This window comes from Alkalihalobacterium alkalinitrilicum (genome assembly GCF_002019605.1).
Taxonomy (GTDB): domain Bacteria; phylum Bacillota; class Bacilli; order Bacillales; family Bacillaceae_F; genus Alkalihalobacterium; species Alkalihalobacterium alkalinitrilicum.
Genome location: NZ_KV917368.1, coordinates 3,197,998 through 3,223,445 on the forward strand (window position 1 = coordinate 3,197,998; position 25,448 = coordinate 3,223,445).

The 25,448-nt window shown below is 35.0% G+C and carries 19 protein-coding genes; 3 read left to right on the top strand and 16 right to left on the bottom strand.

All coding sequences use genetic code 11. From position 1 onward, the window contains the following. Positions 1-50: 50 nt before the first annotated feature. The 13 genes from BK574_RS15485 to BK574_RS15545 form a co-directional block, all read right to left on the bottom strand. The gene (locus tag BK574_RS15485; RefSeq protein WP_078429216.1) at positions 51-1,037 is read right to left on the bottom strand and encodes an alpha/beta hydrolase; all 987 of its coding nucleotides are present in this window, start codon (positions 1,035-1,037) and stop codon (positions 51-53) included. Between the two features lie 594 nt (positions 1,038-1,631). Next, complete coding sequence (locus BK574_RS15490; RefSeq protein WP_078429217.1) at positions 1,632-3,098, bottom strand: CPBP family intramembrane glutamic endopeptidase; 1,467 nt, start codon at positions 3,096-3,098, stop codon at positions 1,632-1,634. Positions 3,099-3,254: 156 nt separating this feature from the next. Then, complete coding sequence (gene treR, locus BK574_RS15495) at positions 3,255-3,971, bottom strand: trehalose operon repressor (RefSeq protein ID WP_142247977.1); 717 nt, start codon at positions 3,969-3,971, stop codon at positions 3,255-3,257. A gap of 23 nt (positions 3,972-3,994) precedes the next feature. Beyond that, on the bottom strand, positions 3,995-5,677 hold the full coding sequence (treC, locus tag BK574_RS15500) for an alpha,alpha-phosphotrehalase (protein WP_078430884.1): 1,683 nt from the start codon (positions 5,675-5,677) through the stop codon (positions 3,995-3,997). Positions 5,678-5,707: 30 nt separating this feature from the next. Further along, complete coding sequence (locus tag BK574_RS15505; protein WP_078429218.1) at positions 5,708-7,375, bottom strand: glycoside hydrolase family 13 protein; 1,668 nt, start codon at positions 7,373-7,375, stop codon at positions 5,708-5,710. An 82-nt stretch (positions 7,376-7,457) separates the two neighbouring features. Continuing rightward, positions 7,458-8,873 (bottom strand): PTS system trehalose-specific EIIBC component, encoded by a 1,416-nt coding sequence (treP, locus tag BK574_RS15510; protein WP_078429219.1) that lies wholly within the window; start codon positions 8,871-8,873, stop codon positions 7,458-7,460. Positions 8,874-9,660: 787 nt separating this feature from the next. Beyond that, entirely contained in the window at positions 9,661-9,888 is a 228-nt protein-coding gene (locus tag BK574_RS15515) for an ACT domain-containing protein (protein WP_078429220.1), read from the bottom strand. A 42-nt stretch (positions 9,889-9,930) separates the two neighbouring features. Continuing rightward, on the bottom strand, positions 9,931-11,220 hold the full coding sequence (locus BK574_RS15520) for a dihydrolipoamide acetyltransferase family protein (protein WP_142247978.1): 1,290 nt from the start codon (positions 11,218-11,220) through the stop codon (positions 9,931-9,933). A gap of 17 nt (positions 11,221-11,237) precedes the next feature. Then, positions 11,238-12,221 (bottom strand): alpha-ketoacid dehydrogenase subunit beta, encoded by a 984-nt coding sequence (locus BK574_RS15525; protein ID WP_078429221.1) that lies wholly within the window; start codon positions 12,219-12,221, stop codon positions 11,238-11,240. Between the two features lie 3 nt (positions 12,222-12,224). Next, positions 12,225-13,247, bottom strand: coding sequence for a thiamine pyrophosphate-dependent dehydrogenase E1 component subunit alpha (locus BK574_RS15530; protein ID WP_078429222.1), 1,023 nt, complete (start codon positions 13,245-13,247; stop codon positions 12,225-12,227). Between the two features lie 81 nt (positions 13,248-13,328). Next, positions 13,329-14,753, bottom strand: coding sequence for a dihydrolipoyl dehydrogenase (gene lpdA / locus BK574_RS15535; RefSeq protein ID WP_078429223.1), 1,425 nt, complete (start codon positions 14,751-14,753; stop codon positions 13,329-13,331). 841 nt (positions 14,754-15,594) lie between these two features. Further along, positions 15,595-17,298, bottom strand: coding sequence for a methyl-accepting chemotaxis protein (locus BK574_RS15540; protein WP_078429224.1), 1,704 nt, complete (start codon positions 17,296-17,298; stop codon positions 15,595-15,597). A gap of 103 nt (positions 17,299-17,401) precedes the next feature. Further along, positions 17,402-18,298: a dihydrodipicolinate synthase family protein gene (locus BK574_RS15545; protein WP_078429225.1), complete on the bottom strand. Its 897-nt coding sequence runs from the start codon at positions 18,296-18,298 to the stop codon at positions 17,402-17,404. A gap of 391 nt (positions 18,299-18,689) precedes the next feature. Between BK574_RS15545 and BK574_RS15550 the strand changes: the two genes are divergently transcribed. The 3 genes from BK574_RS15550 (at position 18,690) to BK574_RS15560 (ending at position 22,087) form a co-directional block, all read left to right on the top strand. Further along, entirely contained in the window at positions 18,690-19,580 is an 891-nt protein-coding gene (locus tag BK574_RS15550; RefSeq protein WP_078429226.1) for a LysR family transcriptional regulator, read from the top strand. A gap of 275 nt (positions 19,581-19,855) precedes the next feature. Next, entirely contained in the window at positions 19,856-21,766 is a 1,911-nt protein-coding gene (locus tag BK574_RS15555; RefSeq protein ID WP_078429227.1) for a sigma-54 interaction domain-containing protein, read from the top strand. An 87-nt stretch (positions 21,767-21,853) separates the two neighbouring features. Further along, on the top strand, positions 21,854-22,087 hold the full coding sequence (locus tag BK574_RS15560; RefSeq protein WP_078429228.1) for a hypothetical protein: 234 nt from the start codon (positions 21,854-21,856) through the stop codon (positions 22,085-22,087). 219 nt (positions 22,088-22,306) lie between these two features. Here the strand turns inward: BK574_RS15560 and BK574_RS15565 are convergent, their stop codons facing one another. From BK574_RS15565 to eno, 3 genes are all read right to left on the bottom strand, one after another. After that, the gene (locus tag BK574_RS15565) at positions 22,307-23,317 is read right to left on the bottom strand and encodes a zinc-dependent alcohol dehydrogenase (protein WP_238458030.1); all 1,011 of its coding nucleotides are present in this window, start codon (positions 23,315-23,317) and stop codon (positions 22,307-22,309) included. 30 nt (positions 23,318-23,347) lie between these two features. Continuing rightward, a complete protein-coding gene (locus BK574_RS15570; protein WP_078429230.1) occupies positions 23,348-24,031 on the bottom strand; it encodes a GntR family transcriptional regulator in 684 nt (227 codons plus the stop codon). A 64-nt stretch (positions 24,032-24,095) separates the two neighbouring features. Beyond that, a complete protein-coding gene (gene eno / locus BK574_RS15575; RefSeq protein WP_078429231.1) occupies positions 24,096-25,394 on the bottom strand; it encodes a phosphopyruvate hydratase in 1,299 nt (432 codons plus the stop codon). Between the last annotated feature and the right edge of the window lie 54 nt (positions 25,395-25,448).

The following is a 25,448-nucleotide window of genomic DNA, read 5'->3' on the forward strand; positions in this document are numbered from 1 at the left end:
ATACTCGCCCCTTTGTTATTCATAAACAAAGTGTACCATAAAATGAATAGTCATTCATTATTTGTTTTTAAAACTCCCTTACTATTTGACCCTTGTATTTCTTGGATAATTTTATTAAAAACATTCTCTCGAATCTCTTTCTTTTCATTAAGTAAATGGTGTTTTCCTTCGTCATACAAGAGAATTTCACTATTATGAAATTGTTTAGCAACAAAACGACAATTATACTTCCAGTCCACTGTTTCATCATCGACTCCTTGGAGTACAAGAACTCGATGATCGTTGCCTTTCACTGTATGAATTCGATCATTCCAATCGATTAACGCCTTTAACCAATTAAGCGGAACAGTCTTCGGCTGACATGGATCTCGTTGTATAAATTGAGTAAATCGTTTATCAGAACTACTTTCGCGAATGACCCTCTTTACTTTTTTTACAATAGGCTTCGCCAAATAATACCCTAACTTTGTAATTGTCCACAGGTTTGAACGTATAAGCGGAGCAACTAAGATGATAGAAGCCAAACTCTGTTGATATCGTGTGAGTAAATCATTCACCACTACAGCCGCTCCCGTGCTATGGGCGATAACATGAAGTCGAGAGCTATACTGTTTTGTTACTTCCTTTACTAAAGCCTCATAAACCCGTTGATATTCTTCAAAATGAGTAATGTCAGCTCGTTCTCCACTAGATAAACCATGTCCTGGCCAGTCAAAAGTAATGACCGAATAACCTTCATCTGTTAAAAAGTGGATCGTCGCACTTAATATCCCTACGTGATCAAGATAGCCATGCAACAGTAAGACCACTTCACCACTTTTCCCGTGAATTGGGGAGAACACCTGAACTTTTATGCTATAGTTATCCACAGGAAGATTTCCTATATGATACCTTATATACTCCTGTGGTAATTTGTAGTGCTCAAGATATTGACAAATATCCTTTGTTTGCCTTGAAGGATTTCTAAAGTCAATGCTTTCCATCACTTTCTGTAATTGATTTATAACTCTTTGTATTTCGTTTCGATTTTTGTTCAACGTAGGTTTCTCCTAATAATTTATTAGTGAACTATACAACTTATTGGATATCGTCTAATTTCTATATTATATTATCACTTCGGTACTAAGGGATTACGAAAAATAGACTTTGGTTTTTCTTAAAATCAGTCAAAGCCAAAACTTTCTGGAGAATTTTTTTAAGCTATCACCACAATTTGCAGTCAATCTCCCAAAAAAAAGTTTGAAAAAATTTTTTCTTTTCTTTTAACCGAATTTATATGTACCTCTTTTCTAAAAGATTAAGTGGTTTATTGCTAATCGATAGTAATCCAAGCGAAAATTTGGCTTACTGTCCAATAGTAACAAAGTATTTTATATTATTATCTATGAAGTGGATATTTACAATCAACATTTCTAACCTTTCCTTGTCAATACCATGGTAAACATGTTCATCACTTTTGATTGGACTTTCTTTTGACAGTCATGTGACCAGTATGTTGATAATTATTAGATTAGATGCGGTCAAATGATGAAACTTACTATATTAATAAAAAAATAGGAACATAAAGTTAATTCTTTATACCTCAACTTCTTTCCCCCTACCCACCTAATAAATTCAACATTGATGTTTTGTTAAGTTCGAAATAAAAGCTTTCTTCTTTGTCCTTTTGGCCTTTTCAGAAAAACTAGAAACGGAACTAACGTTAATACGACCGACAGTAAACCTACTGGACCAATGATCGTTAATAAGAAAATAGATCCAATCATACTGTTATAGAAGAAATGACAGAAGATGGCCGTTACAAATCCATATCTTTTATATACAAAGTAGAAAAATGGCCCTACGATCAGTACAAATTCAAAGATGCGAATATGCCAAGGAACCATATGATATCCAATATGTCCAATCCCCCATAAAAAGGACGTAGCTAATACAGAAACCACAACTCCAAAACGATCAAAAGCTGGAATTAAATAGCGTCGGAAAATGGTTTCCTCACTTATGGATGCACATATTCCAAGTGATAACGCAAAGACAGGTACAGCCCAAAGAGGAGTATTTAAGAAAACTGCATAATCCATTACGGGTGAAGACCAAGCCCCGAAGTAAGCGGATAAACCATAAAAAATGGTCGTTAAACTAGTCGACACAATCATGAGTAAAAAGCCATTCCAAACCGCTGGTTGTAATTTTTCAGCTATTTGGCTAAACGGTTGAACATAGTCTGTTTTTTGGGCTGTAATTAGCAAAATGGCAAAAGTCGCATAAGTAAGGACTCCTGAAAAGAGAAGGCTAAACATATCGACGGTCCCCATCGCCAAATACAGTCCACAAAACCACCCAACACCAGCTAATAATGATATAAGGGTTGGTCCTAGAAAAGCCTCGATTTGATTATTATTTAACTTTTTGATCAATTGAACTGTTGCTACAATTGCAACTACAACAATCGTTACCATAAAAACTAAGGCCAGTATCATTTCCCATAAATTAAAGATTTCTGTAGAAAAAGGGTATTGATCTACTTCACCATACTTATGAAACGCTAAAATCGTATTGTCGTAGACGGAAATCCGTACTTTTCCCTCAATTTCTCCAGCCACTTCACCGCGACTATAAATATAATCGATATCACCAAATACACCCTTATGTTCCTCTACTTTTACGAATCCGCTTCCAAATAAGTTCTCCAGGAAATTGTTTATTTCTTGATCATTTTCTACATGGATGTACAGGTTATTAGCTCTTACGATATCAGAAGTAAACGGATCGACTTCGAAAAGATAGTTATCAAGTACGATAGAAATCGTATAAATTGGAATTTCATTTGTTAAACGTTCTATTTCTTCATTGGTCCACTTTTCCTCTGTGATGTATTGGCCAATACTTTCGTTTGCTCGCGTTTCAATTGTCGGCGATCTGTCTCCTACATCAATGTTGAGATCCATTTTTTTACTAAATACCTCAATGGCTTCAATCGCTTCCTCTTTAGACACCTTTTGGATCGGATATGAAGGTTCTGAAACAATTGAATAATAGACTGCTAGGAAAAGAACGGAGAGGATGGAAAGGGTAACAAGTGGTCTTAATGTAGTCAATGACGTTCATCCTTTCACCTATCGAAATTAGTAATTAAAATATATACGATTGATTATTTAGATAGTTTCATTTTAACTATGATTTGCCGAAAAGCCCTTAAAAATTATAAAAAAACCACCCATCAATATCTTGAACATGATAGGGTGGATATACTATTAAGTTAATTTCCTTCTAGCAAAATCGACGAACCTAAATTTATCAGGTCTATGACGAGACTCTGTGTATTGAAATAGACTTGCATCATCTAAATATACAAAGTTTTTTACAACAACAATATTAACGAATCCATCCAAATTAAGAAACCGTCGGTCTTCTTCTGTCGGTTCTTCAATCGTAATTTCTTTTTTCGCAAAACTAATCGTTAAACCTAATTCTTGTTCAATATGCTCATAGATCGAATCTTCACATATGGATTTTGTTAGGTCAGGAACATATTTTATCAATAAAAAATCTTTATCTAAAATAATTTTTTCCTTTGCAATTTCTCGAATACGAATAACCTTCCAAATCCTATCATCGTCAGTTGCCTGCAATTGTTCTTTTAGAAAGGTATCTGGCTTTATTTCACTAAACTCTTCCACTGTCGTGCGGGCTCTATTACCCATTTTTTTAGCCAGTTCTTTAAAACTGACGAGCCCTGAAATCGGGAAATTTAATTTTTGGACGTCTAGGACAATTGATCCTTTTCCTTGTACTTTTTGAATAAACCCATGTTCGGATAAAAGCTTTAACGCTTTTCGAATCGTCTCTCTCGACGTCGAGTATAGTTCGACAAGATCATTTTCTGAAGGAAGGAGACTATTCACTGGATAGTCTCCTTCTTGTATTTTAGTTGCAATCTCTTCATATATTTTTACATATTTATTTTTCACAAATATCACCAATTATAATTGTATCATTTTTTCTTTATATGATAAACGATCGATTCATAAGGGCGAACGCTTATCTGCTCAGTTAGTGATGTTGATTCATTGTAATTCGAAATAAGCAATTGGTGTTCAAATAAATCTAAATCAATGAAATTGGGGATCTTATACGTTAGTTGGTTGTCGTAAAAATTACTAATAACTAGCAGCTTTTCATCTTTAAAAGAACGAACAAAAGCAAATATCTCCTGATGATCTCGATCGATCAGATGATAGTCCCCGTACGTAACAATATCATGGCATTTTCGTAATTGTATTAACTTTTGGTAGTGATAGAAAACAGAATTAGGATCTTGTAGTGCTTTTTCTGCATTAATATCCTCGAAATTACTAGCAACATTAATCCAAGGAGTTCCTGTTGTAAAACCAGCGTTTTCTTCGCTTTTCCATTGAACTGGTGTTCTTGAATTGTCACGGGATTTACGTTTAATGATCTCCATGATATCTTCTTCTGCCATGCCTTTATGCTTCATAATTTCATAATAATTTAACGTTTCAACATCGCGATATTCACTAATGCGGTCGAATTTCGGATCCGTCATCCCAAACTCTTCACCTTGATAGATATACGGCGTTCCTTGCATCATATGGATCGTTGTTGCCAGCATTTTCGCCGATTCATTGTGAAACTTCCCGTCATTTCCGTAACGAGTTACAACACGGGGTTGATCATGGTTACACCAAAATAGTGCATTCCACCCTCCACCTTTATGCATTTCGACTTGCCATTTCGAAAGAATATCTTTTAACGAAAGAAAGTCCATCTCTCCAATCGCCCATTTTTCCCCGTTCGGATAATCGACTTTTAGATGATGAAAGTTAAACGTCATGCTTAATTCGTTTCGATCTGGATTTGTATATTGAATGCAGTGATCAATCGTCGTTGAAGACATTTCGCCGACGGTCATAATGTCATATTTAGAAAACACTTCTTTGTTCATTTCTTGCATATATTCATGAACACGTGGTCCATCGGTATAAAATTTTCGTCCGTCTCCTGGAGGAACAGAACCATCATCAATAGGAAATTGCTGATCTTTTGAAATTAAATTGATAACATCTAAGCGGAAACCATCGACCCCTTTTTTAAACCAGAAATGCATCATATCGTAAACTTGTTTTCGCATCTCTTCGTTTTCCCAATTAAGGTCCGCTTGAGTTACATCAAAAAGATGGAAATAATATTGTCCTGTTTGGTCATCGTACTTCCAAGCTGACCCACCGAACTTTGAAACCCAATTTGTAGGCTCCGTGTTATCAACTGGATCTTTCCATATATAAAAGTCACGATATTTATTGTCTTTAGACTGTTGTGACTGCTGAAACCATTCATGCTCAGTTGAAGTGTGGTTTACGACAATATCCATAATGACCTTAATGTTTCGATCATGTGCTTCAGATAATAATCGGTCAAAGTCTTCCATTGTTCCGTATTCTTCATGTATTGAAAAATAATCACTAATATCATACCCATTATCTCGTTGTGGTGATTTGTAAATCGGTGTTAACCAAATAACATCAATACCTAGCTTCTTTAAGTAATCAAGCTTATTAATAATTCCTTGAAGATCACCAACACCATTACCTGTTGTATCGTTAAAACTCTTTGGATAAATTTGGTATACTGTGGATTTTCTCCACCATTCGTTCATTGCTTTCATGTGCTGCACCGCCCCTTGAAGTTATTTTTCAACTAAATAGACTCTCGCTTCATATGGTTTGAACGTTTGTTTCTGAAGCTCGTTCTGGTCATAATTACTAATTAGTAACGTTGCCTCACCTAAATTCTCTATGAGTTGAACTGTAGTTGTTTCATCATAAAAGTTACATATCACGTATATTCTTTTATTTTCTAGCTCTCGTTGATAAGCAAAAACGGTAGGATGGTCTTCTAACAATAATTGATATGATCCATATACAATCACGTCGTATGTTTTTCTCAGTTGTATTAATTTTTTATAGTAATGGAAAATGGACATTGGGTCTTCAAGCGCTCGTTTTGCATTAATTTTCATATAATTAGGATTGACATTAATCCACGGTTTCCCTGTAGTAAAACCCGCATTGAGATGATCATCCCATTGAACAGGTGTTCTTGCGTTATCTCTACTTTTTGCATGTATACTCGCCATGATTAGCTCTTCTGCTACACCTTGCTCTTTCTCTTCGTTATAAAAGTTTAGTGTTTCGATATCTCGGTAATCTTCAATTGATGAGAACGCAACATTCGTCATTCCAAATTCTTCACCTTGGTATACATAAGGCGTTCCTTTCATCATATGTAATAACGTAGCAAGCATCGTTGCTGAAGCACGGTGGTACTCTCCGTCATGACCAAATCGAGAAACAGAACGTGGCTGATCATGATTGTTAAAATATAAACTGTTCCAACCTTCACGTTCCAATTCAATTTGCCACTTGGATAAATTGTTTTTCAAATCTTGTAACTCTAGTTCTTTTAAATCCCATTTTCCATTTGGTCCATTATCAAGCCCCATATGTTCAAATTGAAAAACCATATTTAGTTCATCTCTAGCTTCAGCTGTATACAATTTTGCCAAATCTGGTGAGACCCCTGGCATTTCGCCAACTGTCATAACATTATAATTTGAGAGGACTTTTTGATTCATTTCTTGTAGGTATTTATGAATTTTCGGTCCATTTCGATAATACTTACTACCTGATGCGTATTTTTTCCCTGGCTTTACTTCATCATCAGGAAGCCCTTCCACTTTACTAATAAAATTAATTACATCCATCCGGAATCCATCTATTCCCTTTTCTAACCACCACGTCATCATCTTATAAATATCTTCACGTAAGTCGGGGGTTTCCCAATTCAAATCTGGTTGTTTTTTAGAAAAAAGGTGTAAATAGTATTCATCCGTCTGTTCATCATACTGCCAAGCGGACCCGCCAAAGTTCGAACCCCAATTATTAGGTTCCTTCCCCTCTTTTGCTGGTCTCCATATGTAATAGTCCCGGTACTTGTTAGTTTTCGAGGAACTGGATTCAATAAACCACGGATGCTCATCTGAACTATGATTTACGACGAGATCCATAATCAGTTTCATTTCTCGGTTGTGCACTTCTTTCAACAGTTGTTCCCAATCTGCCATTGTCCCAAATTCACCCATAATATCTTGATAGTCACTAATATCATAACCATTATCATCATTCGGTGATGAGTAAACAGGTGAAAGCCAAATAACATCAATTCCTAATTCTTTTAGATAATCTAGCTTTGAAATGATACCTTGGAGATCTCCTATACCATCTCCATTTGAATCCTTAAAGCTACGTGGATATATTTGGTAAACAACACTCTCTTTCCACCACGCCTTTTTCATACTGACCACTCCACACTCTTCATATTTTGAAAAAAACCATTGGTTGCGAAAAAGCATACCAATGGTATTTGTTTGTAATTTTCTACTTTAATTTTTTAAATTTGGCATAAAAGTATGTTAATGTAAACGGAATAATAATCGCAATCCCCATACCAATAAAGTACGGGACCCACTTATCTGCAACAATGGAGAAAAAGGCTGGCAATCCCCCAACACCAATTGAAGGAGCAATAACATTACTAATCGTAATAAACATAGCAGCAATAGACGATCCAATGATAGCGCAAATGAACGGATATCTAAAACGTAAATTGACTCCAAACATGGCTGGTTCCGTTATTCCTAAATAAGCCGAAATGGATGAGGACAATGATAAACCTTTTAATTTTTCTTCTCTTGTTGCAAAATACATAGCTAATGCAGCAGAACCTTGTGCAATATTAGACAATGCAACAATTGGCCATAAAAATGTCCCACCAATACTTCCGATTAATTGTAAGTCAACAGCTAAGAATGTATGATGCATACCTGTAATTACGAGTGGTGCGTAAATTGCTCCGTATAGCAACCCCCCAATAGCTGCAAAGTTACCAAATATCCCGACAAACAAAGCAGTAATCCAGTTACCGATCGTAAATGTGATTGGTCCAATTGCAACGAAGGCAATGAAACCTGTTACGAGTAAAGCAATTGGGGCTACAACTAATAACTTGATCGTATCTGGTACACGTTTATTAAGAAAAATTTCCATTTTCGCTAATACATACGATGCAAAAAGGATTGGAAGGACTTGTCCTTGATACCCTAATTTTGCGATCTCCAAGCCGAATAAATTCCAATACGGAATTTCACCTGCTTCTAATGCAGCCCCATAAGCCCATGCATTCAGAAGGTCAGGATGCACGAGCATCAGTCCCAGGACGATACCGAGTAGAGGATTTCCTCCAAACCGTTTTACGGCTGACCAACCTATTAATGCAGGAAGAAAGACGAAGGCGGTATTTGCAATTAGATTAATAATTCCAGCAAAATCAGCCCATTGCTCATGTACGTCTACTATCCCTTGTCCAGGGTAAAAAATATCAGGTGCAGTTAATACGTTATTAATCCCCATTAACAAACCAGCGGTAACGATTGCTGGTAAAATCGGGATAAAGATATCAGCTAATGTTTTAATCGCACGTTGAAGCGGATTTAAATTTTTCTCCGCTGCACTTTTCGTATCTTCTTTTGATGCTTCCCCTATTCCTGTTAGCGCTACCAGTTCTTTATAAACTTTATCGACTAATCCTTGTCCAATGATGACTTGGAATTGTCCATTTGTAGAAAATGATCCTTTAACCATTTCTAGATTATTCAATTGTTCTTGATCGACTTTACTTTCATCATGTAACGCAAAACGTAAACGGGTTACACAATGACTCGCAGACGATATATTATCTTTGCCGCCGATGGCTTCGATAACTTGCTCAACTGACTTTTTATTCACGTCGGCCATTTCTAACTCCCCTTTGATATCGTTTTCATTTCACCGTAAAAATTGAAACTTCATTCAGTCAAAGGTGTCCTCTTCCCTACTGAATGTTAGTTGAAACCCAAACAATGTGACTCATAAGACGATTGCCACAGGATACGGTGTTTTTAATCTTTTTCTTGTTCACACAAAGCCTGACAGCCTTTCCACCAATTAAACGGGATAAATGAGTGTCTTTAATCTCTACCGTTTAATGTTTCTTTACATTAGGTTCTTATTCGCGATAAATCAATCAACATACTATTTTTCATACTTGTATATACAAGGAAACTATACTCAGGATTTTAACTTGTATATACAACCTTGTCAATAAGTAAAAATACAAAGAAAACACTAGAAGATTTTTATACTTCTAGTGTTTCTCTAAAATAAATATATTTTTCTATGTTTCTTTGATTATTTTTGCCCTAAAATTATAATCGACAGTTAAGTCATTGTTCCAACACAGCTATAATAAACTTATGGAATTAGCAAAATCTGCTTAGAGATAAAGGTAGTAACAAATTTCAATTGAAGGAAGAATATTTATAAATACTCCTCATGCTCATTTAATATTTGGAAATATCGCTAATAGTGTTCTTTCATAACCCTTTTCAATTATTAATCCAATTGTTATAGTATTTCAAAATCAAAGTTTTCTTTTTCAAGTTCATTAGCTATTACCATATAACCTTATCCACCCACTTTGGAGTGCATAATTTACTCTTGCTAAAAAAATGAAAATTAATTTATTACAACAAGATCAACAAATTTATGCTTTAACAGAAATAACTTCGATTTGTTTTTCTACTTGTTTAATTAAACGGTTAAATACTATATCATCACAGTATATTGACACTTTAATAAACAAAAACTTTGCGTTTTCAATAGCTTTAACCATTAATTTTTCTATCATCACTCCAAAACGTGAGAAGATATTAGTCAAGCTAGGAAGTACTGTCAACTGATTATCAGTTAATATTTTTATGGATTTAGTCATAAATTCCCTCACTTTGCGCAATCTTGTTATAAAATAAAATTATTAATAAATCTTCGTATCTGAACCATAACTTTCTATTTTTTGTTTAACACTATCTAGGAAACGGCCACAAACAAGTCCATCTAAAATTCGGTGATCTAAGGAGAGGCAAATATTCATCATATCCCTAACAGCAATCATATCATTAATAACTACTGGTCGTTTGACAATAGCTTCAACACTTAGTATCGCCGCTTGCGGTTGGTTAATAATTGGGTTTGAAAGAACGGATCCAAAAGAACCTGTATTATTCACCGTAAATGTGCCGCCACTCATATCTTCCATCGTTAACTTCTTTTCTTTTGTTTTTGTAGCTAATTGATTTATCGTTTTTGCTAAACCGTATATACTTTTTTGATCTGCATCCTTAATGACAGGTACAAACAGCTCTTGATCTGTAGCTACAGCTAATGAAATATTAATCTCCTTTTTGATTACAATTTGTTGACCTGTCCACTGTGAGTTTAGAATAGGGAACTCTTTAAGTGATTCAACAACAGCTTTAATAAAGAAAGGTAAGTAAGTTAGATTAAATCCTTCTTTCTTCTTAAAATCTTCCTTTATGCTACTTCTGTACTTTACTAGATTAGTAACATCACATTCAACCATTATCCAAGCATGTGGAGATGTATGTTTACTCTCAACCATTCTGTTTGCAATAGTCTTCCGAATATTAGTTACTGGTATGACTTGATCCCCACTACTGACATCCGCGCTAGTTGTGGTTGAAATATTCTCTTGTACAGTTGTTTTCAAATTATCTCGTTTCTGTTTTGGAGGAAGGACTGTAGAAGGATCTATCGTTGGCACTTCTTCTACCACTGTAGCTGCTACTTGTTTATTTCCTTGTTCTTTTACAAATTCTAAGATATCTTTTCTTGTAATTCTTCCTCCGGCTCCAGATCCCTTAATCATTGATAATTCTAAGTTATGTTCTTGTGCTAATTTTAATACCAATGGCGAAAAACGCGGCTTCTCCTCTTCTTGATTAATACTAACAACTCCTTCAGAAGGGTTTCCAATAGATGTAGTAGTTTCAGAAGAGCTTGCCTTTTCACTATTAGTCATTAAACATATTAAATCTCCCACAGCAACAGTTTCATCTTCTTGCACCAAGATTTCAGAAATCGTTCCATTAAATGAAGATGGAACTTCAGCTGTTACTTTATCAGTGATTACCTCACAAATAGGTTCATACTTTTTGACTTGATCTCCTACATTAACTAACCATTTAGCTACAGTGCCTTCGGTAACACTTTCGCCGAGCTGGGGCATTAGGATTTTTTCTGGCACAATTATCACCTCATTTACTAATATTCTGCTATTTCTTTCATTGCTTTATAAACTTTGTCTGCATTTAACATAAAAAACTTTTCCATTCCACCGTTATAAGGTGTAGCAGGAACATCAGGTCCACCAAGACGTTTAATTGGAGTATCTAGGTCATACAAACACTCTTCTGAAATGATTGCAGATACTTCTCCTCCAATTCCTCCTTCTTTATTATCTTCATGAATAATTAGCACTTTTCCAGTCTTTTTGGCGGCCTCTACAATGGACTCCTTATCGAGTGGATATAGTGTACGTAAATCTAAAATATGAGCACTGTATCCCTCTTTCTCTATTCTTTCAGCAGCTTGGAGAGCGAGATGTAAAGTTAATCCATATGTAATAACTGTAAAATCTTCTCCTTCTCGCTTCACTTCCGCTTTTCCAATGGGAACTGTATATTCTGTTTCTGGTACTTCACCTTTAATTAGTCGATAACATTTCTTATGTTCTAGATATAGAACTGGATCCTCATCACGAATTGCAGAAATTAGCATTCCTTTTGCATCATACGGTGTTGCTGGAGCAATCACCTTTAATCCAGGAATATTACAAAACATAGCTTCAATACATTGAGAATGATAAGGTCCCCCATGTATCCCTCCACCATAAGGTGCACGGATGACCAGTGGACAATTCCAGTCCCCGTTTGACCGATATCTCATTTTCGCAGCTTCACTGACAATTTGGTTAACAGCTGGCATAATAAAATCCGCAAATTGCATTTCAGCAATAGGCTTAAGCCCATAAGCTGCCGCTCCAACAGCTACACCTACAATAGCCGATTCTGCAAGTGGGGTATCTAAAACTCGCTCTTCACCAAATTGATCATAGAGTCCTTGTGTAGTCTTAAATACTCCTCCTTTATAACCAACATCTTCTCCAAGTACAAAAACTTTTTCATCACGGTCCATCTCTTCACGCATTGCCTGATTTATTGCTTCAATATACGAAACTGTTGCCATTTCTTATTCCTCCTTTTCTGCATATACATGTTTTAATGTATCTTCTGGGTTAGGTGCTGGTGCGTTCTCAGCATATTCTGTAGCCTCATCAACTTCCTTAGAGACCCAATCATTTATTTCCTTCTCAACCTCTTCAGTTAATACTCCAACTTCTTTTAAATATTGATTAAAAAGCGGAAGGGGATCTTTTTTCTTTTCTTCTTCAACCTCTCCTTCAGGACGATAAGCTCGATCATCATCATCTGATGAATGAGGAGTAAAGCGAAAACAATTAGCTTCTATTAATGTAGGACCTTCTCCACTTCTTGCCCTTTCTACTGCTTTTTTCATTACCTTATAAACTTCTAGAGGGTCTGCCCCATCAACACTAACACCTGGAAATCCATATCCTTGGGCACGATCAGCTATGCTATTACATGCTACTTGTTTGGAATATGGTACTGAGATTGCATACTTATTATTTTCACAGAAGAAAATAACAGGAAGTTTGTGTACACCTGCAAAATTTGCCCCTTCATGAAAATCTCCTTGGTTACTCGAACCTTCGCCAAAAGAAACAAACGCTACAAGATCTTTTCCTTCCATTCTCCCTGCTAAGGCCAATCCAACTGCATGTGGTACCTGTGTTGTTACTGGGCTAGACCCCGAAAGAATTCGGTACTTTTTCCCACCGAAATGTCCAGGCATCTGTCGCCCTCCACTATTTGGGTCTTCTGCTTTCGCAAATGCATTTAGCATTAAATCCTTGGCTGTCATACCGAAAACAATAACTACCCCTGCATCTCGATAATATGGACATAGATAATCTTTATTTCTGTCTAAGGCGTAAGCAGCTCCTACCTGAGCAGCTTCTTGGCCCTGACATGATAGAACAAATGGAATTTTTCCTGCACGGTTAAGTAGCCAAGTTCTCTCATCAACCTTACGAGCTAATAGCATATCCCTGTACATTGCAAGGACTTGATCATCTGATAAACCCAATTCTTTGTGTTTGTTTTTTACTAGTGGCGTAGTAACATTATTCATAATGAAACCTCCTTGATATTTCAAAGATTTATTTTTGTGAATTTATACTAGATTTCTAGAAAAACAACTTACAAAACTCACCTATGAATGTATAGCAAGTTTGTCTACTGCAAGAGCTGCTTCTCCTAGAACTTCTCCTAAAGATGGATGAGGGTGAATAGTTTGAGAGATCTCCCATGGTGTTGCATCAAGAACTTTCGCTAGAGCCCCCTCAGCAATTAGATCTGAAACATGAGGACCGATCATGTGAACACCTAATAAATCATCTGTCTTTTCATCAACTACTAATTTTACAAATCCGTCAGATTCTCCATAGATTAAAGCCTTACCAATAGCTTTGAATGGAAATACCCCCGTTTTAAGAGTAAATCCTTTTGATTTGGCTTCCTCTTCAGTTATACCTAAACTAGCAACCTCTGGACGGCTATAAGTAACTTTTGGAACCTTTGTGTAATCAATTGGATTAGTTTTTAATCCTGCCATATATTCAACCGCTGTTATACCTTCGTGAGATGCAACATGGGCCAATTGTAAACCACCAATAACATCACCAATTGCATATATATGACTTTCATCCGTTTGGAATTGTTCATTCACTTTGATAACCCCATGATCGATTACTACTTCGGTATTCTCAATTCCAATATTTTCAATGTTTGCAGCACGACCAACAGATAAAAGAACCTTCTCAGCTTGTAATGTAATTACATCTCCAGCTTTTTCTGCATGAATAGTGACCGTTTCACCTTCTTTAGAAATCGTTTTATCCATTACTTTAGTACCCGTATGAATTTTAATATTTCTTTTTTTCAATAATCGTGTCATCTCTTTACTAATCTCTATATCTTCTGATGGGAGAATCCGTTCTGAAAATTCAACAATATCTACTTCAACGCCCAAATCATTCATCAAGGAAGCCCATTCAATTCCTATTACACCACCACCAACAATAATTATTGACCGAGGTAGAGATCCTAATTCAAGGGCTTCATTACTTGTCAGAATGTACTCTCCATCTATTTCTAGCCCAGGAAGAGTTCTTGGTGCTGAACCAGTGGCAATTAATAAGTTTTTAGGGACTAAAATTTCAGAATCTCTATCTTTGTATGAAACTGCAACTGCCCCAGCTTGTGGTGAAAAAATCGATGGTCCCATAATTCTTCCTTCACCATTGAAGACTGTGATGTTACTTTTTTTCATGAGATATTTAACACCGTTATGCAGTTGATCAACTATCTTTTGTTTCCTCTCCTGCATTTTATGAAAGTTAATAGAAATATCTGAAGTCTCAACACCGTACTCTGTACTTTTAGAAACAGTATGATATACTTCAGCAGATCGAAGGAGTGATTTACTAGGTATACAACCACGATGAAGACACGTTCCCCCAAGATTTTCTTTTTCGACAATAGCTACTTTCATACCAATCTGACTTGCTCGAATGGCAGCCACGTAACCTCCTGTTCCACCTCCAAGGACAACTAAGTCAAATTCATTAATGGACATGATTAAGCCCCTCCTTTATTGATTATTGTTTCCATAAAGAGAAACCCCTACGTAGGCTCCTACAGTTTTATAGTGACTTTCAAATTTTTAAAACATTAAAGTTAAAGTATCACAGCCTTAATTTCTATAAATATACTCAATATACAAAATATACCTCCTGAAGTTTAAGAAATATATATCTTTGAGTTCGGCCACTATACTTTTGTTGTTTTACAATGAATAACTTCCAAGTAATAACTACCTTATTTTTATACTAGCACCTTATCAGATATATTTGAAATATCGGAATTATTTGTTTTATATATCATTTAGGTATACATTTTTCTAAAACTGCCCTAATCTTTTTTTAGTGAGCAAATTTTCTTACAATAGATAGGGATCGTATTTAAAAGTTAATTTGTAGAGAACGAAACACGAATTTAGCCAAAGCTTTCAAATACTAACTTGGAGAACAATAAATTTGTAAATTAAGGAGTGAATTATAGAAGACACACGTATTTTATGAGATGATGCCAGTATGAAAAATCACGAGGTAAATGTTGAGTATCAAAAGATTGAGGGAATTACTTTATTCTTGAGGCGTTTTCGAAGATATTATTACTTTATGGGGCTTCTTCTTGCGTGAGGAAGCCCATATAGTAGTACTGCCTGTAAAGAGCTATTTTTTTGACAATCTGTAACTAGAAGTAAACTTTAAGATAAGGTTGTTCAATAGAATTTCATTTTGAAATAAATCTTCATTTACAACGAGTTAATTTTAGCACCCGTATTCAAAAAACGTATATTATCAGCGACTTAATTTAAGTTTATAGAAAAATAGCTTGAAAGGCTTTTAAAGAAACTACAATGTAAATTTGGAAATATTCCTCTGTAAATCTTCTGCCATCCCCGCCAAAATCTCGGCTGCAGACACGATTTCTTGCATTGAGCTACTTTGCCCGACCGCAGATTTCGCAACTACTTGTGTATGTTCTACTGATTTTTCTGTAATATGCCTAGTTTCATCAATCGTCGCCGACATTACTTCTGCACCAGAAGCAACGTTCTCAACTAACTTTGTAACATCTTCTGTTTGCTGTAAAACATTACCGATATCTTTTGTTATGTCAGCAAAAGTATTTTCCGCCTCATTTATAAGCTTAATTCCTTGTTCAACAGATGTATGTCCCTCTTTCATAGAAGAAACTGAGCTTTTAACATCCTCTTGTATAGCATAAATTAAATCACTTATTTGCTTAGCCGCATTCTTGGATTGGTTAGCAAGCTTTCGTACTTCATCTGCAACAACGGCAAATCCATTACCATGTTTACCAGCTCTTACGGCCTCGATTGCTGCATTTATGGCAAGAAGGTTGGTCCTGTCAGATACCTCTGTAATCAAGGATAAGATCTGATTAATTTCGTTTGATTTATTTTCTAATTGACCAAGGATAATACCTGTCGCATTGGCTTTTTCAGAGATTACTTTCATTTGGTCGACTGTACTCTTCATTGTTTTATTTCCTTTTTCGGCATGGTTAACTGTTTTATCTGATGATTTAAAAACAGTTTGTACGCTATTATTTATTTCGTTAATGTACTTATTCATATCCTCGGCAATAATATTTGCATTAGTAGCACTATTGAGTTGTTCTGTAGCTCCTACTGAAATTTGTTGAATGGATGCTGAAATTTGCAGTAATGCTTTTCCAGTCTCGTTTGAACTAGCAGTTAATTCCTCAGAAGAAGCTGCCACTTGTTCAGACGTTAATAAGATTTTTTGAACCAATGAACGAAGACTGTCGACCATATGATTCATAGAGTAGCTAAGTCTACCAATTTCGTCCTTTGAACGTACTGAAATTTTGTCAACTGTTAAATCGCCTTTACTAATTCTTTCTGAAATATTAACTACTTGTTTTAATGATTTTGTTAAAGTGTTGCTGAATAATACAATTAAAATAGTTCCTCCAATAACAGACACTATTAAAGAACTTACTAATATCAACTTTGTCTTTTGAATGGCAGATTGAGCATTAGTTTTTGCATCTTGAAGTTGGTTTGATAAAAGGTTATTAAAATCTTGTAAATGTAAATACATCGAATTTTTTAACATGCTCAAATCAGATATTTCATTTAACCTGTGAAAGTATTCACGATCTGTTGAAGGTGCTGGAGAGTTTACAATAGTTTCAGTTATAAATTGAAAAAATTCGTGAAGAGTAATGTATTCTTCAAATAACTGTTGTTGTTTTTCGGTAACCATTTCGTTGTCGATCAAGTTTAAAATATAGTCTAGCCTTTCATTTCTTTCATTATATTGTTCCATATTAATTCGTCTATTTTGATCAAAGTCCATAATAGCAATAAACTTATTATCAATATTTGACATTAACTCCATTACTAATAGATTAGTTTCACTGTTTGTTTCAAGATTATTAATTTCACTATTTACTGAGTTGATTTGAAAAAAGACTAAATAAAAGCCGACAATAAAAAAAATTAGCACTATCGAAAACAAAATAAATAGTTTATTTTTAATCTTTAAGTTTCTCCATAAGTACATTGTTCTAACCACTTTCTATCTTTTTTTATCAAACTAAATGGTATAGACATTATATAAAATAGGCTTTGACCATTCTTATCGAGCTTTATTATTCATGTTATTCTTATTTAAATATTTCTTTTAGTGGCTCTAAATATTGATCGAGTTGTTTTCTTTGTTCATGGTCAAAAATGTACTTCGGTGACCGGCAATATGGGCTCGAAATAATCCCTCTTCTATATAAAATTTCTTTTTCCGCTTGAATAATTAGTTCTACATTTTGCATTAATAGATTCAATAAAGGTAATAGTTTCTGATGAGAACTTACAGCCTTTTCCCGTTCACCAGATTGATAGAGGTTATAAATATTAATATATGCTTCTACAAATGAACACCCAGGCTGAACACCAGCAGCCCCCCGGTCTAAGGCATCTATCATTTGTAGACCTGCATACCCTACTAAACTTGATATTTTATCTGTTTTTTTACTTATTTCTGTAATCATTGGACCAGGAGGGACACATTCGACCTTAACATATTGAATATTCGACGCCATTTCATTTAAGTTGGCAAAGAAGTCTGGTTCAAGTACCATACCGCTTTGATTAGGGGCATATTGGACAATAATGGGAATTTGTACAGCTTTGGCAACTTTTAAAATATGATTTTCAATTTCTTTCTTAGAAGGTGATAGGAAATACGGTGGGAAAACCATTAAGGCCTTTCCCCCTACGGCTTCTACCCTTTTCGCTCTTTTAATAGCTACTTCCCAACTTTGATCTGTAATCGAAATAATTAACGTCTTTTTACTTTCCAAACATTTTATTGCTATTTCAACCATCTTATCTTTTTCACAATCTGATAGCTTATGAAATTCACTTGCAATACCAAACATGGTAACACCGTGAACTTCTGAATTCGCCAAATACTTTACAAGTTTTTTAAAACTTTTGTAATCCACCTCTCCAGTACTTGTAAATGGCGTGGCCAATATCGGATATATGCCTTCCAGCTTTTCCATGTAAATTCCCTCCTCTTTTTTCCTGTTCACAATAGAAGATATTACTACTTCATACACAATTAACTTATATAGTATCACCCAAGAATATTTGTTTGAAATATCTGAATTGTATATTATATATACCTTATTGGTATTTATTCTATTTAAATAAAACTCTCTCTTTTTACAATAATAACTCTAAAATCTTTAATTAAACTAAACTTACATTGCTTCATAGTCATTTCTAGTTGTTCTAATTCACTAAATGTAAAGATTATTTTAAATACAACATAAAATTTTCTAACATACTAATTATAAAAAATTCTAACAATTTTTATGGTATAATAATATCAGAAAAATACGAATTGTCGGTTTTTTTATACAATCTTGGTATGCGATATGGGGGATATTAATGGATATTCGACAAATGCGTTATTTTATATCTATCGCTAAAGAAGGTCAGGTTACTCGAGCTGCCAAAAAACTTAATATGGAGCAACCACCTTTGAGTCGTCAATTAAAGTTAATGGAACAGGAGCTTGGTGTAACTTTATTTGAACGGAATGGAAAAGAAATGAAATTAACCGAATCTGGAATGATTTTACAAGAAAAAGCAGCGGAGATACTACACCAAATCAATGAAATGATTACAGAAATAAAAGAAGTTAATGATGGAGTTCGAGGTTCATTATCTATCGGGTCAGTTTTTTCTTGTATTTCCTTATTACCAGAAAAAATAGCAGAGTTCCACAATCACTTTCCGCTCGTAACCTTTAAAATATTAGAGGGAGATCATTATACATTGAGTGAACACTTGGATAACCGCACGATTGAACTGGTGATCACAAGGTTACCTTTTGAATCTAACTATAACAACAATAATTATTCTATTGTGGAATTACCTGCGGACCCATTTATATTAGTAATGCCAGAAAAATGGAGTAGAGAAATTCCAGGAAATACAATTCAGATGAAGGAGATTTCAGATATACCGCTATTAGCTTTGAAAAGTGATAAAACGATAGTATTAAATAAAAAAATAATAAATGAATGTCGACGTTTTGGCTTTGAACCAAACATTATCTGTGAATGTTCAAGCGTTGCAATCATTATTGCCTTAGTAGGTTCTGGAATTGGCGCAACAATTTTACCGAAATCTGTTATGGATTCATTTCCAATTCCTGAAATAAAACAACTTGAAATTTCAGATACCTCATTTGAGTCCGATGTTGGTATTCTGTGGCTTAAAGATCGATATCTTTCTAATAGTGCACGTGCATTTATTGATACATTTTTGTATTAATAATTTTAAGGTAGTAAAGAATTACCTTGTTCATGTATTTATTGTTTTTTCAAAATAGAAATTAATTCTCATACTTCCAACATAAGAATGAGAAAAAATACGAGAAAATAACAATGAGAAAATCGTTAAAGGTTATTAACATTCTCTTTTCTCAATTTCTCAGTGAGATTTCTTAACAAATTAGACAACATTACTTGAAGTGAATTTTCTTAAATTATATAATATTCTAAACAATAAAAATAATAGTTACTTACTACTACGAAAGGAGGAGTTGCATGTTAAACCTTAACGATTCTAGAAAACAAATTAATCGTTTATTAACTCCCTTAGCTGAAAGCGCTAACATAACTATAGGTGTCTATAATTACACTGGAAAAATTGTATCCAGTGCAGGGGATCACGCAGATCGTTTAATGAAACTTCACGGGAATAGTACCCCAGTCCATTATGTACTTAGCAATGCCCATAACTTAATTATTAAAGGCGTAGGAGAGCACCTATTGTGTAAGGAGTGCACTTTGGCAAACCAATGTGACTTAGGTGTAGAAATACTAACTCCCATCGTCGATGGACAGGAATGTATTGGTGTTTTAACAATTGTAGATTGGAATCCTCAGAGTTCAAAACAAATTTTAGAAAGGCAATCTCTTTTTACAGAAATGCTACAACAGCTTAGCTTAAGTATAATACTTCGTCAAAAGTGGCCAAACATAAACAACAAAGTTCGACAATTGGATACTTACTTGAATAGTGCCCTTGACTTGAATAATGAAGCTACGCTAGTGGTTGATGGAGATGAACGGATTGTCGGTGTAAATGGAACTGCGGCTCTTTTACTAAATAAACCTAAGGAGAGCTTACAAAATCTTATGCTTTATGAGGTTGTACCTCAGAAGGTGGCCGAAGCTATCCGCAAGGAACGTTCATTCAAAAACTTAGATATCGAGGGATTTCGTTGGGAAGGTCGTTGTATTCGTGAAGGGAACAATTGGCAAGGGATGGTACTACTCTTAGGTAAAACAACAAAGGGAAATAAACGGAACCCTCAACTGACACCACGCTTTGGATTAATGGATATCCGAGGAACAAGTAAAGCTATTTCATTAATAAAGGAAAAGGTAAAGCGTGTAGCTCCCACGGAGCTTAGTGTTCTCATTCGCGGTGAAAGCGGAACAGGAAAAGAACTTTTTGCAGGAGCAATTCACTCTGAAAGTGATCGCAATAGTGGCCCTTTTGTAGCCGTTAACTGTGCAGCACTACCAGAAAACCTTATGGAAAGTGAGCTCTTTGGATATGAAGAAGGTGCTTTCACAGGCGCCAAAAAGGGAGGCAAACCAGGAAAGTTCGAACTCGCTCATGGTGGTACCCTATTCCTTGATGAAATAGGAGATATGCCTTTGTTTTTACAGGCAAAATTATTACGAGCTCTTCAGTTTAAAGAGGTTGAGCGAGTAGGTGGAACCCGACCAATCCAAGTGGATATCCGTCTCACTGCTGCGACTAATCAGCCTCTAGAGGACATGATTGAAGCAGGAACATTTCGTGAAGACCTTTACTATCGATTAAACGTAATACCAATAGAAATTCCACCGCTTAGGGAACGGGTTGAGGACATTACAGTTTTGTTGGAACTATTCACCAAAAGACTTACATACAATAAGAAACTTGGAGCAAAACGTTGGAGTGCAGAAGCACTTAACGCAATCTACTCTTATCATTGGCCAGGTAATGTTCGAGAACTAGAGAATGCAGTAGAACATGCAGTTAGTATTGATGTTTCGGACAGAATTCAAATTTCAAGTCTACCTGAACGGATTATTAGGTCATCACAATCTTCGGTTCAAAGTATAACAGCAACTCTAAAAACAACAGAAAATGCGTCTGATCTTACTTTTCTTCAAAAAGACAATCTTAAAATGCCAATTTCCGATATGACCTCGTCCGAAAGTGAGATAGTATCCAAGACTGATATAGTTCCAGATACTCCCAAACAAAATATGACTCTACCATCGAAAAGTTTACAAGATCATTCAATAACTGAAAGTGAAATTCAATCGATTCGTGAAGCCTTATCCCGTTTTGGAACTACAACAAAAGGTAAAGAGCAAGCTGCCAAAACTTTGGGGATAAGCCGAGCAACTCTGTATCGCCGTCTTAAATTACTAACCTCGAACGGGTACATTTAGAAGAAAATTAAGCCATTCTCCTCACTTATGGGGGTGAAGTTGTATCTTCAATAGTAAAGTAATCATTAGGACAGGAGATGATGGAGGATGCCAAAAAGGAAAAAGGTGCAAAACTTTTTAAAACCATTAGGAGAAGGAAGCCCAATCAAATTAGAAAGTGAAATAACAATCTTTAAATGTCTAGACTGTAAAAAAGAAGATGAAATACCTAATTTTATTATAGAAAACTTTCATGATGATGATTTAGAAGGGACAATAGAAGTAGAAATAGAAGTAACCTGCCCTTATTGTGAAGGGACAATGCAGGTTTCAAGTGACTAACCTTCTATTATTATGGAGTTAGTCGTGGTTCACCAATATTTCACTCCCCCTTCTCGTTGATCAACGAGCTTCATACGATTGAAGAGGGAGTATTACTCTGTAATCACTATCCATTTTTTTACTTTGTATTTTTTCATTCTAAAGATTAGTTTATAACTATTAAAATATTATTCTCTACTTTACTTTAAAAAGAAACACCATAATACAAAACAATACTAATTATAAATTTAACATAAATTTTGCTATTTTTCCTGGGTCATGAATTAAAGTCTCAAAACAAGCACTTCCATTCTCTAGCGCTTCATTTTGAATCCATTTTTCCATGTTTACTTTCCTACTACTAATCCAGTTTAATGCAAGTTCAAAATCAATGGGGTTGTAACCAAATGATCCATATAATGAAAGTTCATTTCTTATGGCTAAATTAATAGGTAACTCACTATTCTCAGCATGTAACCCTGTAAAAACAACCCTACCACCAGGCTTTGTCATATTAAGACATAATTGCCTTGTGCTATCTAATCCTACTGCATCAACCGAAACATTAAATCCTCTATCCGTAACATAATTTTTTAGCTGTTCTTCAGAACTCACAGGAATGCCACCTAATTCTTTAACAATTTCTAACCTTTTAGGATTAATTTCAAGGACCACAACATCATTTATCCCTAGAACTTTTGCGGTTTGTAAGACAAATAAACCAATAGGTCCAGCGCCCACAATTAATAATTTATCAAAAGCAGTTAATTGAACTATTCTACTTATTCTCACAGCACAAGCAAAAGGTTCAACTAATGCTCCTTCTTCATAGGAAAGATGATCAGGAAGATGATAGACATTTCCCTCAGGTACAGTTACATATTTTGCAAAAGCACCTGGCACATGTGCTCCTATCAATTTCCGATGTACACACAAATTTGGTGAACCTGCTTTACAATCTGAACAATTTCCACAAGAGATTAACGGATTAACTGTAACTCTATCTCCTACTTTAAATTTACTATCTTCGCTAGCTTCAATAATTTCTCCTGAAAATTCATGACCCATAACTAATGGAGGAACTCTGAGAGAGTTATGTCCAAGATATCCACCTAATTCAGAGCCACAAATCCCAACCCTCTCTACCTGAATTAAAACTTCACCAATATTTGCTTCAGGTATAGGTATTTCTCTCATGTTCATTTCTTTAGGTCCTTCATATACTAAAGCTTTCATCAAATTATCATTCATCATGTACACCCGCTTTCCATCATCGTTTAATTAACTATTATTTGAATCATTTTTATCAATAAATTTTATAACTGATTTTATCGCTCGGTTCCCTTCATTAACATGTCCTTCCAATTCAAAGCACGCTCGCTCGGCATCACCCATCTTAATAGCTTCAAAAATTTCTCTATGCATTACAATTTGTTTTTGATTATCATAATTATTAGCGATAAGCTCAAGCATTGTTGCCAATGTTCCAGATAAAGTATCCCATAGTTTCCCTAACGTTCTATTTTCTGAAAAAGCAATAATTTCTCTATGGAATAACAAATCCAAATAAATATGAGTTTCTAAATTATCTACTTTTTCCATTTCCTTTATTATTGCGTCCAGTTCTATTAGTTTTATATCGTTTAATGGATCTTTATTAAGTCCCTCTTTAATAGCAAATGATTCTAAATAGAGACGAACCTTACTCCAATCATTAAAGTTTTTTTCGTTAAATCCAATAACAATTGTCCTTCCGTTACTTGGGGTTTCTATAACTCCTTCTTTTCCTAATAACATTAATGCATCTCGTACTGGACCCCGACTTATAGAAAATTCTTCGGCAATTTTTTTTTCGTTTAGATGTGCTCCATACTCCCAGCGTCCTAACATAATATCCTTACGTATAATATTCGCTATTTTCTCATACGAAGATTGTTTCACTTTTAGTGGATGATAACTAACCATATTTTTGTCCTTTCTAACAACTCGTAATTTTTTCGTTAGGTAATTATTTTTATAACAGGATTGTCTATTTTATAATTCTCTTAAATATATTTCCACCATCATAAACCCCGTTATCTTGAAGGTCTTCTTCAATACGAATAACCTCATTCCATTTTGCCGTTCTTTCTGAACGAGCTACAGAACCAACTTTCAATTGGCCAGCATTAGTAGCAATAGCTAAATGGACAATCGTAGTATCCTCAGTTTCTCCCGACCTTGCAGAAACAACAGGAAGATAACCTGCATTCTTTGTAAAATCGATGGCATCGAGAGTTTCTGTTATTGTACCAATTTGATTCATTTTGATAAGTACAGAATTATTTACCCCTATCTTAACCCCTTTTTGAATCCTAGAGATATTAGTTGTAAATAAGTCATCGCCAACTAGTTGAATTTTCGAACCTACTTTTTCGGTTAATAACTTTGATCCTTCCCAATCCGTTTCCGCCATCGCATCTTCAATTGAAACGATCGGATACCTTTCTATCAATTGGCATAAATAATCGACATATTCAATTCGATTCATATTACGATTTTCTAATGAAAGCCTATACATCCCGTCTTCTTCATAAAATTCACTCGAAGCAATGTCAAGTGCAATCGCAATGTCCTTCCCAGGTTCATAACCTGATTCTTCGATCCCTTCAAGTAATAATTTTAAGCCTTCTTCATTTGTATTAAATTTAGTAGGCCAGAACCCTCCTTCATCCGCAGTTGCTAAAGGTTTTTTGTATTTTGAAAATATCTTTTTCGTAGCATTATATACATTTACTACCATTTCATATCCCTCTGAAAAGCTTTTCGAACCAACAGGAACAACTAAATAGTCTTGAAAATCTGTTGTATTGTTAGCGTGAGCTCCACCGCCAATAATTTGAATCATTGGGATTGGTAAAACCTTTGCATTAGCTCCGCCTAAATGCCGATAAAGCGGAATTTTATTCGCATTAGCCCCTGCCCAAGCTACAGCCATTGAAACAGCAAGGATACTATTTGCGCCTAAATTAGATTTGTTTTCACTTCCGTCGAGTTCAATTAACTTCCTATCAACAGCAACTTGATTTGTAGCATCCATGCCAATGATAGCTGGAGCAATGATTTGTTTAATATTTTCAATCGCCTTATAAACACTTTTCCCATTTAACTTTTTCATGTCATTGTCCCTAAGTTCCAATGCTTCAAACTTTCCAGTAGACGCTCCAGAAGGTACTGTACCTCTACCATAGACACCACACTCTAAGACAACTTCTACTTCTACAGTAGGAACAGACCTAGAGTCAAATACTTGCCTCGCTTTAACTTCTTTGATATTAAATTTGTTCATTTATTCTCCTTTCAAATCATAGCTTATTAAGAGACTATTTCTTATTCTCTTTTT